We start from the raw sequence: 12880 nt of genomic DNA, 5'->3' as shown, positions 1-12880 counted from the left end.
ACCGAAAACATGCCGCCCATTTCAATCGGTCCATAAGGACCCCAACCTGTCATCATCGGAATGGTGTTGTCTGGAAGTGGCATGGACATTTTGGCCATGTCCCCCATTCCAGACATGCCCATAGGCATGTATTCGGGCTGGAATTGCCGGATTTTCTGGGTGAGCGGTTTTTTGTTCACGCCGATGAACGTGGGCACGTCATGCCCCATCGCGTTCATCGTGTGATGTGACTTGTGACAGTGTATAGCCCAGTCCCCCAGATGTTCTGCCACAAACTCGTAAGCGCGCATCGCGCCTACCGGAATGTCGATGCTAACCTCGGGCCACTGCGCTTCTGGCGGCACCCAGCCCCCGTCTGTGCAGGTGACCTTGAAGTCGTAGCCATGCATGTGGATGGGATGGTTTGTCATCGTCAGGTTGCCGACGCGAACGCGCACCTTGTCACCTTTGTTCACGACGAGCGGATCGATGTCGGGGAAGATCCGGCTGTTCCAGGTCCAAAGATTGAAATCCGTCATCGTCATGATGCGGGGTACATAGGTCCCCGGATCGATGTCGAAAGCATTCAGCATGATCAGGAAATCACGATCCACCGGCATGAATGTGGGATCCTTGGGGTGGACCACGAACATGCCCATCATCCCCATCGCCATCTGGGTCATTTCGTCACCATGGGGGTGATACATGAACGTACCTGACTTGATTAAGTCAAACTCATAAATAAATGTCTTTCCCGGTGGGATACTCGGATGGCTCAGCCCTGAAACACCGTCCATGCCAGAAGGAAGAATAAGCCCATGCCAATGGACCGTAGTCCCCTCAGGCAGCTTGTTTGTAACGTATATCCGAACGCGGTCACCTTCCACCGCTTCGATGGTTGGTCCTGTCGATTGACCATTATAACCCCAAAGATGTGCGATCATACCGTCTGCTAGTTCGCGCTCGACCGGTTCCGCAACAAGGTGAAATTCCTTCACGCCGTTGTTCATGCGATGCGGTAGAGTCCATCCATTTAGTGTAACAACCGGATTATAGTCGGGCCCGGAATTGGGACGCGCCGTGATCGCCGTTGCCGCACTGTCCATTTGGGCAGCTTCCGGCAGGCCCATGTTCAAGGTTTGACCCCAGGCTTTCGAAGAAACCAGCGTTGCACCTGCCGCGCCGGCTCCGAGTAATTGACGTCTATTTAGCATGTCAGTTCCTTTCAGTGTCCTGCGCCGCCACCGGCGGCAAGTGTTGCACCCTCTCCGCCAGCACCAGCGCTGCCAGAACCGCCGCCATAGATCGCGGCAGTCAGGTCAGCTTGTGCCATGAAGAATTCGCGTTTCGCGTTTGCAGCCTCCAGCGATGCGCTCAGCTTTTCGCGCACGTCTGTCAGCAGTTCAAAAGTGTTGGTGATCATGCCGTTGTAGGAGAGCAGACCTTCTTCTTCGACGGTCACGCGCAGAGGCACCAGAATGTCACGGTAATGCCGGGCGATCTTGTAGGACGCGTGATATGAATTTTCCGCCCCGCGCGCTTCAGAGCGGACGTTTACGGCACGCTCAGCGAGCACATTTGCTGCCTGAAGATACATCAGCTCGGCTTTGCGCATCCGTGCCTTACCCGTGTCATAGATCGGAATCGCAAACTCCAACTCCACCTGTGGCGTTGTCTCGGTTTCCGTTTCACCATCTTCGGCTTCGCGCTCTGTCTCAAATCCAGCGATGATTTCGAGATCTGTTACAAGTCGGGTCTGGTCAGTAAGGCCAAATGCTGCTGCCTGCGCTTCAAGGCCCAGTTTAGCGACACGCAAATCCACGCGGTTGCGCAGCGCTTTGCCTTCGACGTTCGAAACGCGACCAACAGACCGTGGCAAAGCGGGCAACGCATCTGGCACGTAGTAGTCTACTTCAGTGCCCCAAAGTCCCATGAGCTTGGTCAGGTCTTCTTTGGCGCGGGTCGCGTTCAGCCGCGCCTGTGCCAATTGCCCGGCAAGCTCAGCATTAAAAGCGTGCTCCCGCGCTTGCCCCGCATTGTTGAGAGCACCTGTCTCACCAAGTTTGCGCGCTAGTTCAGAGCCAGCATCAGAGGTGGCTTTGGCACGCTTCAGATAGCTTGCAGCTTCAAATGCGGCGACTGCGTTGATCCAAGCCTGTCGTGTTTGATTGGCGAGAGTGAGCGAGTCGTTGACTGCTGTTAATTGCGCTGCGCGGAAGTTGACGTCTGCCAGCGCCACACGCTGTTTGCGCGTTTTGGCCTCCAAGATATTTGTTGCGATCATACCCTCAATCGCGCGGTAAACACCCAATTCTGCTGCACCAATGCCTAGAATACCAATGGATACAACTGGGTTCTCAGGGGTGGCTTGTTGCCAGGCCTCGGCGGCTGACAGGCCTACATTTGCGTAGGATGCCTGTAATCCTTTGTTGTTGAGCAAGGCGACTTGCACAGCAGTGTCCGCAGAGATCGTCTTGCGATGCACCATCCCATGGACCTGTTTCTTCAGTGCGACATTCTCGGCTTGTGTCTGGGCAAACGCTGTCCGCTTGCCAATTGCAGCAGACGTTTGGTTCGATACGTTGAAGAAGCCTGCCTTAGATTCTGTGTAGGCACCTGGTATGGCCGTAGCGCAGGCACCAAGAACCAACGGAAAACCAAGGATAAGCGGGAGTTTTGAAACACGCATCAGTTGCCCTCCGTCTGTTCTTCGTTGACTGATCGCCAGTCACGCGGGCCAGTTGGGCTGCGGTGTGTGTATCCGGCCAAGGGATCTTGATATCTAATCGGAGAAGCGACTGCTGTGTTTGTGGCTGCCTGTTGGGCTGTGACGATTGGCAAAGGCGTAGGCTCGTAAGCACATGCGCCAAGTGCAAGGGCCGAAGCCCCCAAGATTATTTGAATTTTCATGAATAGTACCTGACTGATGAACTTCGGACTTACGCACAGCCGTGCGTAAAACGAAGGCTCCGCTAAGAGCCGTAGATCAGATCAAGAACTGGGGAGGCCGTAGAAAACCCGATGATTCAATCGAGTTTGTTTGAGCATGAAGCATCAGATATTCTTCATTTGTCGCTTGGTCGACCGAAAATACATCGGTGTCCGTGATCGCAACGGAGATACAAATACCATTGCAACACTCGCTTGATGCCTGTGTCTCATCAGCCGTTTCGGTTGCAGCTACAGGCATGTCATGCAGTGTCATTGCACCGTGAACCTGAATGTCGACTTTATGATCGGAGCTTTCAGTCGCAGCATGTTGACCACCGTGCATACCAGATGCAGCATGTGACGCGGAAGGAGCAGAAAACACCAGCGCAATGGCGAACGACAAACACGTCAGTGCCTTTATCCATGCTGAAATCGTGTTTTTCACTTTCATTCCACACCTTTGGGGCACCCTTTATTCCCTGTCAATCCATCCAGCGCTGGAAGGTTTCCAACTTTTTTGTGAGAGTGGCGTAGAACCGCTGACCTTACTGGCACCACGTTCAAGATGAGAACATCTTACCCAGTATCCAGAAACCCATCACGAACATCATTATGTTTTCTGTAAGCGATATGAACCCCAACGGGACGTTGCTGGCCCCACCTACGCATGCACATTTAAGCTCTCGCTTGTCGATATAGACCGCCTTTATCACCGACACCGCGCCGATGCAGCCTATGAAGATGGCAACCGGAGCCGATATCCACGTCAGCGCCCCTGCGGTCATCAGGATACCCGCGATCGCCTCACCGAATGGATAGACCTTGCCGTAAGGAACCCAGCGTTGCGCCAGCAGATCGTAATTCAAAAACATGGTCGAGAATTGTTCAACGTCCTGAAGTTTTTGGACAGCCAGCAAGCACATCGAAAGTGAGATAAACCATTCAAAAGCGCGCAGGGTAAAGACAGTATCAAAGCTGTACCAAGAAAGCGCAAGCGCCATCAGAAATGCCATCCCAAATATCGCGATGATGGGCTGGTAGGTTGTTTCAGACTCTTCGTCATCGGGCTTGTCCAATCCAAAATGGATGCGCAGTGCGTCATAGCCCCCTACCCGCTCACCATCAATGAAGGTCTGGGGCGTAGTGTCTACGCCATGTTTCTTCATGAACGCGTCAGTCTCGTCACGCGTGGTCAGATGATGATCTTCGACATCGAATCCATGACGCTGCAGCAAATCCTTTGATTTCAAACCGTAAGGACAGGTATGGTCGGTCATAACCATGCGATAGAGCTTTGCGATTTTGTCGGATTGATCCTGTGGCATAGCAGTTTCCTCTATTTTCCGTCGAGTTCCGGCGTTGCAGCAGGGCCGCCTTCCAAGTCCGCGATCAACGCTTTCATCTCTGCGATCTCAAGGCGCTGTGCTTTTATGATGCCATCCGCAAGCTCGCGCACGCGCGGGTCTGAAATATTGGCCCGTTCACTTGTCAAAATCGCTATCGAATGGTGAGGGATCATCGCCCGCATCCACGATGTATCATCCACAGTCGTCTGGCTACGCACAAGGAACACAGACACAGCAAAAACGACGGCACTGCCCACGAATATCGCGATGTTTGCGCGACGGTTGCTATACATACCCAGCATGAAGGCGAGCATGATCATGGCCATTACCGCCCCCATATAGATCGCCATGTAACTGCGCGTTTCGCTAAAGAAAACGTGATCCAGCGCATAGGTGTTCAGGTACATCAAGCCAAACATCACCACTGTCGATGTGATGATCATTGCGAAAAAACGCCAGTAGGACATGCAAAGTCTCCGTAATTTTCATTTGTTATTGTGTTAACCAGATTCCAGCGCTGGAATGTTCCGTTATTGTTTTGAAATATTTTCTAGAGTCTGCAAAATAGGGCAATCTGGACGGTCATCCCCTGCGCATTCCTTCACAAGATGGGTGAGGGTCTTTCGGATATCCTGCAGGTCCGCAATCTTGCTTTCAATTTGTGTCAGATGTTCTTTTGCGATTGCCCGGACATCCGCGCTTGCCCGATCCTTATCGTCCCAGAGTGCCAAGAGATTGCGGCAGTCTTCTATCGTGAACCCCAATGCGCGGGCGCGACTCAAAAAGGCGAGCTTGTGCATGTCGCTGCCGCGAAAACTGCGATACCCGTTGGGATCACGCAATGGGGTCACCAGACCGATATCCTCATAATAGCGGATGGTTTTTGGCGGCAACCCCGCACGCTTGGATACGTCTCCGATATTCATGTTGAGATCCCTATTCTGCGGGTGTTGAAACAAGTTTACGATTTTGGCGGGCGTTTGCGGCGGACTCAGAAAGTTCAGGCGCAACCCAACGCAAGCGGAGTGCATTTGACAGCACGAACACGCTGGACAGGGCCATGGCCCCCGCCGCAAGTGCGGGTGACAGCATCAAGCCAGCGACCGGATAGAAAACGCCGGCCGCAACCGGGATCAGCAATGCGTTATATCCAAAGGCCCAAAACAGGTTTTGGCGAATATTGCGCATGGTCCGTTGGCTGACGTGCAAAGCGTTCACCACACCCTTCAAATCGCCAGACATCAACACGACATCTGCCGATTCTATCGCAACATCAGTTCCCGTGCCGATCGCAATGCCAACATCTGCGCGGGCAAGTGCCGGGGCATCGTTGATGCCGTCACCGACAAAGGCAATCTTGCTCCCACCAGTTTGCAGCCTTTCGATCGCTGCGACTTTGCCCTCTGGCAAAACTTCCGCGACCACCTCGTCGATTCCCAGTTTTGCTGCAATTGCCTGCGCTGTGGCTTCGTTGTCGCCCGTGATCATCGCAACCTTAAGTCCCAGATCGTGCAACGTGCCAATCGCCTCGGCTGTGCTGGCCTTGATCGGGTCGGACACAGCAATGACCGCAGCAAGCTGCCCGTCAATAGCCGCGAAAAGGGGTGTTTTACCCTCCTTCCCAAGGGTTTCGCCAACACTTTTAACAGCGTCCAAATCGATCCCTTCACGCGACATCAACCGATCGGCTCCGACAAAAACTTTGCGGCCCTCAATAACCGCACTGACGCCAAATCCGGTGATTGAGCTAAAATCGTCAATTGATGCGAGTGCCAGACCGTTCTGCTTTGCATGTCGGACAATGGCCGCAGCAATCGGATGCTCCGACATAGCCTCGACAGAGGCGACAAGGCGCAGCACATCGGCCTCCTCGAACCCTTTGGTGATTGTCAGATCCGTTAACTCCGGATGACCCTCGGTCAATGTTCCGGTCTTGTCTAAAGCAACGGTCGTTACATCGCTTAACGTTTGAAGCGCGTCACCGCGCCGAAACAGCACACCCAATTCGGCGGCGCGGCCAGTGCCGACCATGATCGACGTCGGCGTGGCCAAACCCATTGCGCAGGGACAGGCAATGATCAGAACCGCCACTGCCGCCACTAATGCAAAACTGAGCGCGGGGTCGGGCCCGACCAATAACCATGTCAGAAATGTCAGCGCCGCGACGCCCATCACAGCAGGCACAAACCAAAGTGTTATCCGGTTCACGAGGTCTTGGATGGGAAGTTTTGCCCCCTGTGCCTCTTCGACCATGCGAATGATTTGGGCCAGCATGGTATCGCCGCCCACCTTTGTCGCACGAAACATAAGCGCGCCGGAACCGTTGATCGTACCGCCGACAACGTCGGCGTCCGCCAATTTTTCTACCGGGATTGGTTCTCCGGTGATCATGCTTTCATCGACATAAGACGCACCTTTGACGACGACACCATCGACGGCAATCTTTTCACCTGGACGCGCTTGGATAAGGTCACCTACAACGATATCGTCCACGGGCAATTCGACCAATTGCCCGTCCCGCTCCACCTGCGCTGTCTTGGCCCGCAGACCCACCAGTTTGCGGATCGCCTGACCTGTGCGCCCTTTCGCGCGTGCCTCGAGAAAACGACCCAGCAGGATAAGCGTCACAATCACTGCGGCCGCCTCAAAATAGACGACACGCGTGCCATCCGGCAAAAGCGACGGGGCAAAAAGCGCGACTGTGGAAAACCCCCAAGCTGCCGAAGATCCTAGGGCTACAAGCGAATTCATGTCAGGCGCGCCTTTAAAGAGCGCCGGAAAACCCTTGAGATAGAATTGTCGCCCCGGCCAAGCCAGAACAACGGTGGTCAGAACAAATTGTATGCCCCAGTTGACGCCCATCCCCAGTGAATTCATGATCCAGCTGTGAAGAGCCGGGATCAAGTGGCTCCCCATTTCGAGGATAAAGACCGGCAAGGTGAATACTGCAGCAACCAGTGTCATCCGGCGCAGATGGGCCGCTTCTTCCACTTTGCGATCGTTTGTCGCGTCTGTCGCTCCGGGATCGGTGACCAATGTCGCTGGATAGCCCGCAGCGCTCGCAGTTTCGGCAATGTCCGCAGACGATACAGCAGCGCCCAAAACACGCACTGCCGCTTCTTCCTTTGCGAGATTAACCGTAACAGAAACGACGCCAGGAATCGCAGATAGCGAACGCTCGACGCGCCCCACGCACGACGCGCAAGACATGTTTTCGATGCTGAAACGATAGGCCTTCAGTTCTGCAGGATAGCCCGCCGCGTCCAGCGCGGTGATCACGTTTTGAGCATCAAACGTGCCATCGGCGGTTATTGTGGCCGTTTCAGACGCCAGATTTACATGCGCCTGAGAGACGCCCGATACCGCGCTCAATGCTTTTTCCACACGGCCGACACAGGACGCACAACTCATCTCTTTTATGCCGAACGTGAGTGACTTTTCGCTTTCCATAGTGAGACCTCTTGCTCCGGATAACTTTAGAGATAGAGGTTCCAGCAGGTGGAAGGTCAAGGCTTATAAGGTTTGGTTTTGCAATATTCGCCCAATTCACTCGGGGACGAGGACTGCTATCTTTTCAAGAAGGGCGCCGCGCTCGATAACACCGGGGATTATTTCGTCACCCAATACGAACGTCGGCGTTCCAGTTATACCCAAGGCTTCTGCCAAACGCAGAGAGGCAGCAATGTGTTCGTTCACGAGTTCTGATTGCATGTCTGTTTTCAAAACTTCGAGATCAAGACCTACATCGCCTGCAATTTTCATAACGCTTGCTTCAACGGCTTGCCCGTTCAATGCCATCATTGCCTCGTGAAACTGCTGATATTTACCTTGGTTTCTCGCGGCAAGTGACGCGCGCGCCGCAACTTCGGAACCGGGCCCTAGGATCGGGAATTCACGATAAATAATGCGGACATCCTTGCTTGCCTCCAGTACCGCTTTGACCTCTGGTGCAGCGCGGCGACAATACCCGCAGTTATAGTCAAAGAACTCGACAAGTGTGACGCTGCCATCCAAGTTCCCGAAGATCGGGGCATTCTGTTCGAAATCATCGCGCAACTCAGACAGGGCGTCAGTCTGCGCTTCGGCGAGCGCTACATTTTCACGTTCCTGAAGGATTGAAAGCGCTTCGATCAGAATTTCGGGTTTTTCCAAGATCGCTTCAAGTGCGAGACGCTTGATATCTGCTTCATTGAGTTCTTGTGCGGCCACAATAGTAACAGGAAATGCTGCTAATACTGTTGCAAGAACAATTTTCGACAGGCCGCGTCGCGCTAATAACATCTTGAATCCTTCCTAGGATTGGGGGGTATCCGGGGGTGATTGAGTTATCTTCCCCAGAAAATCTTCTGCTGAAAAGCTATCAAAAACACGCTGATCTCGCCAAGGCAGTATTCTAAGTTGCGGGATACAGGATCACACGCGTGTCCAGCGGGACTTTATCATAAAATTGGACAATCTGATCGTTCACCAATCTGGCGCACCCGTTTGAGACTGCACGGCCGATAGTACTTGGGTCATTTGTGCCATGCACACGCAAAAAGGTATCGCCGCGACCCGGTTGAAAGAGGTAGAGGGCGCGCGCACCTAGAGGGTTGCTCAAACCGCCAGGCATTCCATTCCGTAATGGCCCATATTTCTGAGGCTCACGACGCAACATGCCCGGGGTCGGTGTCCAGCTGGGCCATTCCTTCTTTGCCCCAACATAGAATTCGCCTGCCTCATGAAGACCTGGGCGACCGATCCCGACGGTGTACCGAATTGCAGTGTTATCCGGTTGGGTCCAGAACAGGGCAAACTGGCTTGGTACAACATGAATTTCGTAGGGAGCAGCGCCCGCTGGAATGCTTACTAATTGAGGCAAGTACTCCGGCGGCAAATCATACTTTGGAAGCACTACATGAGCTGAAACCGGTTGACTGCCCAAAACGCCGACAGCCCCGGCGGCAAGGAGAAATTTTCTTCGCTTCATGAGGCTATGGCTTTCGGATAGTGGACGTAGAATGAGCCCTGGTACACGAGCTCAGACTTTAACAAGTCATGCGGAATCAAAACAGTTTCACTTGTGTTCCTACTTCGGCCAAAGCGAACAATTCTTTGATATGTTCGTTGTAAAGACCGATGCATCCGTTCGACGATTGGCGGCCAATCTTCCGCGTGTCCCCCGTTCCGTGGACGCGATAATATTGCCATGAAAGGTAGAGCGCATGCGTGCCCAAGGGGTTGTCTGGACCGGGTGGAAAATAATCCGGCCAATCAGGGTTGCGGATTTTCATCGAAGGGGTGGGACGCCAGCTCGGCCCTTCCACTTTCTTGATAACGCTGGTGTATCCCCGTTTTGTCAGTTCTTCAGATTCTGGAACGCTGGATGGATAGAGCTTATAGACGCTTTCATCCTCTGACCAATATTGCACCGCTCGGGAATCGATGTCGCAAAGGATTGCTCCGTTGTTTAGATTGTCGAAGTGATCCCTCCAGTTTGAGGTGCTGAAAGATGAAATATTGCGGCGCACTGGTGGTGAAGCAAGAGGTGCTGTGGTTTGCGCGGTTGCAACGCCTGTTCCTAGGAACACCCCACTTGCGGCCGCACCGAGCAGTGCCCCACGACGTGAAATAGAGGAGTCTTTAACTAGCTTCATGATGAATCCTTCGCTCTTGCCTGTTTTCGTTGGTTTACAACCTTCACCCACTGGAGCTTCAAACAACTTGTAATCACAAAAGCGTGAGGGGAATGATGGGGGGGGGCGCAGGTCAGCCAATCACATTTGTCTTATGCCCCATTATCTTGGAGGTTACACAAGCACGTCCGTGGCTATAGGATGCAGTGGTCAAAGCTTATAGTGCGATCATTCGCGCTATGATGGCTTGCATAGGTTGATCTGGTCCTAAATGAGCTGTTCAATGATGAAAGAGGGAATGCAGCTTTCGCTCGCGTTTCCAAGGAACACTACGACATCAAAAGGAACGGTAAGAATGAAATTTAGCACGAGTGGTCTTGGTTTTGCGATACTGGCGCTTGGAGGGTGCGCTGATTTTGACGGCCAAGCAGGCACCTCAACCGACGGATTCATCAAAGAATTGCCAGAAGGTGTTCTTGAAATAGCCGCGCCGTTCCAAGATTTGAACGCCGTTCAGATTGAGCCGACAGACGGATGCTTCGTTTATCGTTATGTCGGTCCCGTTGAGACAACCTATTTGCCGTTGAGATCGAAAAGGGGCAACCCAATTTGTACCAGGCCGCAAGGGGTGCCCGCGACTGGTTGATACAGCCGCAGGCATGAATTATCTCGATAATATTAGGTGCAGACCGGCTGCATGCTTAGCTCTGTGCGGTGATTCTATCTTCAGGCGGATACAAGTACGCTGTCGATCCAGTGGATACCTGATCATAAAGCCCATTGATGTGAGCCATAACCATACGCACACATCCTGAACTTGCGCGTCCTCCAATCGATTTTGGACTGGGTGTGCCGTGGATGCGCAAATACGTATCGCGATTGCCAACAAAAAGGTAAAGCGCCCGGGAACCCAGCGGATTGGTAGGCCCTCCATCCACCCCGTCGGCGACAGGACCGTAAACCGACGGTTCCCGCTCGATCATCGCAGGTGTAGGCGTCCACGTTGGCCACTGGGTTTTTCGCCGGATCAAATATGTGCCTGGCTCGTATAGATTGCCCTTAGCAATCGCAACGCCATATCTCATCGCTGTTCCGTCGTTGCGGATATGATAGATATAGCGTGCGACGGCATCGACATGGATGTCACCCGGCGTAAGGCCATCGTTTGCCTGCACGAGCTGAGGAAGAAAACGCGGGTGAAAGCCCCACGGATTGGACGTAGAAGGATCATAGTTTGAAGGCGTTACCTGAGCATCCCAAGCCGCCCACTTCGATCTGTCAGATGTTGGAGCGGCCAATACTGCTTGAGGGATTGGTGCCGAAAACAATGCGGCGGTTGAAAGGACAAAGTGGCGTCTGGTTAACATAACAATGCAACCTCCTAGTAAATGTGTTTGGAAAACATATGCCAGTGACCTTATGAAATTCCAAGTGGAACCAATCACATGTTCGTGCAAAGGCTATAGTTGCAACGTCCTGTTTCCCGTTTAACGCTCCTTGGAGATGCGCCCAAAGGGTCCGATGTACCACCTGCCCCACTTGCGTTTTTCATTAGAAGAACCTTCTGGTCGTCATCAGATATTCTGCATAGGCGTCACCGTATTTTTCCAACAACCAAGGCTCTTCCGAAAAGGGTGCCAGAGCAAGCGCCACAATGCCTGTGAAGATCACCGGCCAAGACATAATCGAAGCAGATAGGATTCCAATCCCAACAAGGATCGCGATATCTGCCAGATATTGAGGGTTTCGGGAATATCTATAAAGGCCGGTGGTTCGCAGAGATCCTTTTGCTCCGCTCGTCGCCGCGAAGCCAAGATGAAGTACGCCAGCCCACACCACGACATTACCAAAAATGAGCAGGACCAGCCCCAATCCCCACCGCAAGAATGCAGGGACATCCAAAATGCCCCATTCGACAAAGCCTATGAAAATTGCTGAGCCGAAGCCGATACAAGTGAGAGTCCAAACCGCGATCCGATGCATCGCTGTCGACTGTTCGGGCGGCCAAACACGCTGTTTTGGTCGGTAAATTGACCATGCCAAACCAAGGATCAATAAACTGTTGGCAAGGCACCCAAGTATTGCTGCAAGCACTGTGAACTCATTCATGGCCATACCGTGTGGCCTCTTCGTGCTTGTCGCATAATCGCTCGAATTCCAGTGTCGAATGAGAAATGCCGAACTCCTCTTCCAGGCGGGCTTTGATTTTCTTCTTCAGAGTCTCCAGATCGTCCCAGCGTGCGTCCTCGATCACCACATGAGTGTCGAGCGCCGCTTGATGTTCCTGCATTTGCCAGAAATGCGCGTGATGCAGTTCTTCGACGCCGTCGATGTCCTCAATGGCCGCAATCACAGCGTCGATGTCCACATCCGGTGGACTGCCGAGCATAAGTGTCCGGATAGGTCCGCCGATTTCGGTAAAGGCGAGCCAAAGTATATATGCAGCGATACCTATGGTAATTGCCGGATCAACCCAACGGATATCGTAGAGCAGGATCAGACCGCCGCCGACGATAACTGCGACGGATGCCAAAGCATCACTGAGGTTGTGCAAGAACAACGCACGGATGTTCACGCTCCCCTTTTGCATGGAATACGTGAGCATCGCGGTGAGCGTGTCGACCGCTAAAGCGACGCAACCAAGAATTACGACTGTCCAGCCCTCGATCTGCGGTGGATCCGCGAAGCGCATTGCACCCTCGTAGACAAGATACATCCCAATGATAATCAGCGACGTGTAGTTGATCAGCGCTGCAACGATTTCGATCCTGCCATAGCCAAAGGTCATCTTTGCATCTGCCGGGCGGCGGGCGATTTTGCGCGCGCCAAAGGCGATGACGAGTGAGGCCATATCCGAGAAGTTATGTATGGCATCGGCGATCAACGCGAGGCTTCCCGAAAGAATTCCGCCAACGATTTGAGCAACGGTCAGCAGACCATTCGCCCAAATGGCGACTCCAACGCGACGGTCTCCCGACTGCGGGTCTATTCCGTGATCATGAGGCATTC

Annotated in this window: 14 protein-coding genes; 1 reads left to right on the top strand and 13 read right to left on the bottom strand. The window is 53.2% G+C overall.

Going from position 1 to position 12880, the window contains the following annotated elements:
- From AADJ11_RS18620 to AADJ11_RS18575, 10 genes are all read right to left on the bottom strand, one after another.
- The coding region (locus AADJ11_RS18620) for a copper oxidase (protein ID WP_341235911.1) at positions 1–1193 on the bottom strand (1193 nt) is incomplete at its 3' end.
- 11 nt (positions 1194–1204) lie between these two features.
- Entirely contained in the window at positions 1205–2668 is a 1464-nt protein-coding gene (locus AADJ11_RS18615) for a TolC family protein (protein WP_203243490.1), read from the bottom strand.
- 297 nt (positions 2669–2965) lie between these two features.
- A complete protein-coding gene (locus AADJ11_RS18610; RefSeq protein WP_203243491.1) occupies positions 2966–3361 on the bottom strand; it encodes a hypothetical protein in 396 nt (131 codons plus the stop codon).
- A gap of 109 nt (positions 3362–3470) precedes the next feature.
- On the bottom strand, positions 3471–4235 hold the full coding sequence (locus AADJ11_RS18605) for a glutaredoxin family protein (RefSeq protein ID WP_203243492.1): 765 nt from the start codon (positions 4233–4235) through the stop codon (positions 3471–3473).
- Positions 4236–4246: 11 nt separating this feature from the next.
- Entirely contained in the window at positions 4247–4723 is a 477-nt protein-coding gene (locus AADJ11_RS18600) for a DUF305 domain-containing protein (protein ID WP_203243493.1), read from the bottom strand.
- Positions 4724–4786: 63 nt separating this feature from the next.
- Entirely contained in the window at positions 4787–5182 is a 396-nt protein-coding gene (cueR, locus tag AADJ11_RS18595; RefSeq protein WP_203243494.1) for a Cu(I)-responsive transcriptional regulator, read from the bottom strand.
- A gap of 10 nt (positions 5183–5192) precedes the next feature.
- Entirely contained in the window at positions 5193–7706 is a 2514-nt protein-coding gene (locus tag AADJ11_RS18590; RefSeq protein ID WP_341235910.1) for a heavy metal translocating P-type ATPase, read from the bottom strand.
- Between the two features lie 96 nt (positions 7707–7802).
- Positions 7803–8537 (bottom strand): DsbA family protein, encoded by a 735-nt coding sequence (locus tag AADJ11_RS18585; protein WP_238937148.1) that lies wholly within the window; start codon positions 8535–8537, stop codon positions 7803–7805.
- Between the two features lie 112 nt (positions 8538–8649).
- Positions 8650–9225: a L,D-transpeptidase gene (locus AADJ11_RS18580; RefSeq protein WP_203243496.1), complete on the bottom strand. Its 576-nt coding sequence runs from the start codon at positions 9223–9225 to the stop codon at positions 8650–8652.
- 76 nt (positions 9226–9301) lie between these two features.
- The gene (locus AADJ11_RS18575) at positions 9302–9892 is read right to left on the bottom strand and encodes a L,D-transpeptidase (protein WP_203243497.1); all 591 of its coding nucleotides are present in this window, start codon (positions 9890–9892) and stop codon (positions 9302–9304) included.
- Between the two features lie 334 nt (positions 9893–10226).
- Between AADJ11_RS18575 and AADJ11_RS18570 the strand changes: the two genes are divergently transcribed.
- Positions 10227–10517, top strand: a complete 291-nt coding sequence (locus AADJ11_RS18570; protein WP_203243498.1) for a hypothetical protein — start codon at positions 10227–10229, stop codon at positions 10515–10517.
- Between the two features lie 55 nt (positions 10518–10572).
- On the opposite strand, the gene AADJ11_RS18565 is transcribed toward AADJ11_RS18570, so the two are convergent.
- The 3 genes from AADJ11_RS18565 to AADJ11_RS18555 form a co-directional block, all read right to left on the bottom strand.
- A complete protein-coding gene (locus tag AADJ11_RS18565; protein ID WP_341235909.1) occupies positions 10573–11238 on the bottom strand; it encodes a L,D-transpeptidase in 666 nt (221 codons plus the stop codon).
- A gap of 184 nt (positions 11239–11422) precedes the next feature.
- Positions 11423–11980 carry a methyltransferase gene (locus AADJ11_RS18560; RefSeq protein WP_341235908.1) on the bottom strand — a complete coding sequence of 186 codons (558 nt, stop codon included), beginning with the start codon at positions 11978–11980 and terminating at the stop codon, positions 11423–11425.
- The gene (locus AADJ11_RS18555) at positions 11973–12878 is read right to left on the bottom strand and encodes a cation diffusion facilitator family transporter (RefSeq protein WP_341235907.1); all 906 of its coding nucleotides are present in this window, start codon (positions 12876–12878) and stop codon (positions 11973–11975) included. Before AADJ11_RS18555 ends, AADJ11_RS18560 begins: the two co-directional genes overlap by 8 nt.
- Positions 12879–12880: the final 2 nt, after the last annotated feature.

Origin of the sequence: uncultured Sulfitobacter sp. (assembly GCF_964021855.1) — a bacterium.
Classification (GTDB): Bacteria; Pseudomonadota; Alphaproteobacteria; order Rhodobacterales; family Rhodobacteraceae; genus Sulfitobacter.
This window is presented reverse-complemented; position numbering and strand designations above follow the sequence as displayed.

Coding starts and splice junctions, on each gene's coding strand:
- AADJ11_RS18580 (WP_203243496.1), bottom strand. CDS start 9,225: ATGAAGCGAAGAAAATTTCTCCTTGCCGCCGGGGCTGTCGGCGTTTTG.
- AADJ11_RS18590 (WP_341235910.1), bottom strand. CDS start 7,706: ATGGAAAGCGAAAAGTCACTCACGTTCGGCATAAAAGAGATGAGTTGT.
- AADJ11_RS18565 (WP_341235909.1), bottom strand. CDS start 11,238: ATGTTAACCAGACGCCACTTTGTCCTTTCAACCGCCGCATTGTTTTCG.
- AADJ11_RS18610 (WP_203243491.1), bottom strand. CDS start 3,361: ATGAAAGTGAAAAACACGATTTCAGCATGGATAAAGGCACTGACGTGT.
- AADJ11_RS18600 (WP_203243493.1), bottom strand. CDS start 4,723: ATGTCCTACTGGCGTTTTTTCGCAATGATCATCACATCGACAGTGGTG.
- AADJ11_RS18575 (WP_203243497.1), bottom strand. CDS start 9,892: ATGAAGCTAGTTAAAGACTCCTCTATTTCACGTCGTGGGGCACTGCTC.
- AADJ11_RS18585 (WP_238937148.1), bottom strand. CDS start 8,537: ATGTTATTAGCGCGACGCGGCCTGTCGAAAATTGTTCTTGCAACAGTA.
- AADJ11_RS18615 (WP_203243490.1), bottom strand. CDS start 2,668: ATGCGTGTTTCAAAACTCCCGCTTATCCTTGGTTTTCCGTTGGTTCTT.
- cueR (WP_203243494.1), bottom strand. CDS start 5,182: ATGAATATCGGAGACGTATCCAAGCGTGCGGGGTTGCCGCCAAAAACC.
- AADJ11_RS18555 (WP_341235907.1), bottom strand. CDS start 12,878: ATGCCTCATGATCACGGAATAGACCCGCAGTCGGGAGACCGTCGCGTT.
- AADJ11_RS18605 (WP_203243492.1), bottom strand. CDS start 4,235: ATGCCACAGGATCAATCCGACAAAATCGCAAAGCTCTATCGCATGGTT.
- AADJ11_RS18560 (WP_341235908.1), bottom strand. CDS start 11,980: ATGAATGAGTTCACAGTGCTTGCAGCAATACTTGGGTGCCTTGCCAAC.
- AADJ11_RS18570 (WP_203243498.1), top strand. CDS start 10,227: ATGAAATTTAGCACGAGTGGTCTTGGTTTTGCGATACTGGCGCTTGGA.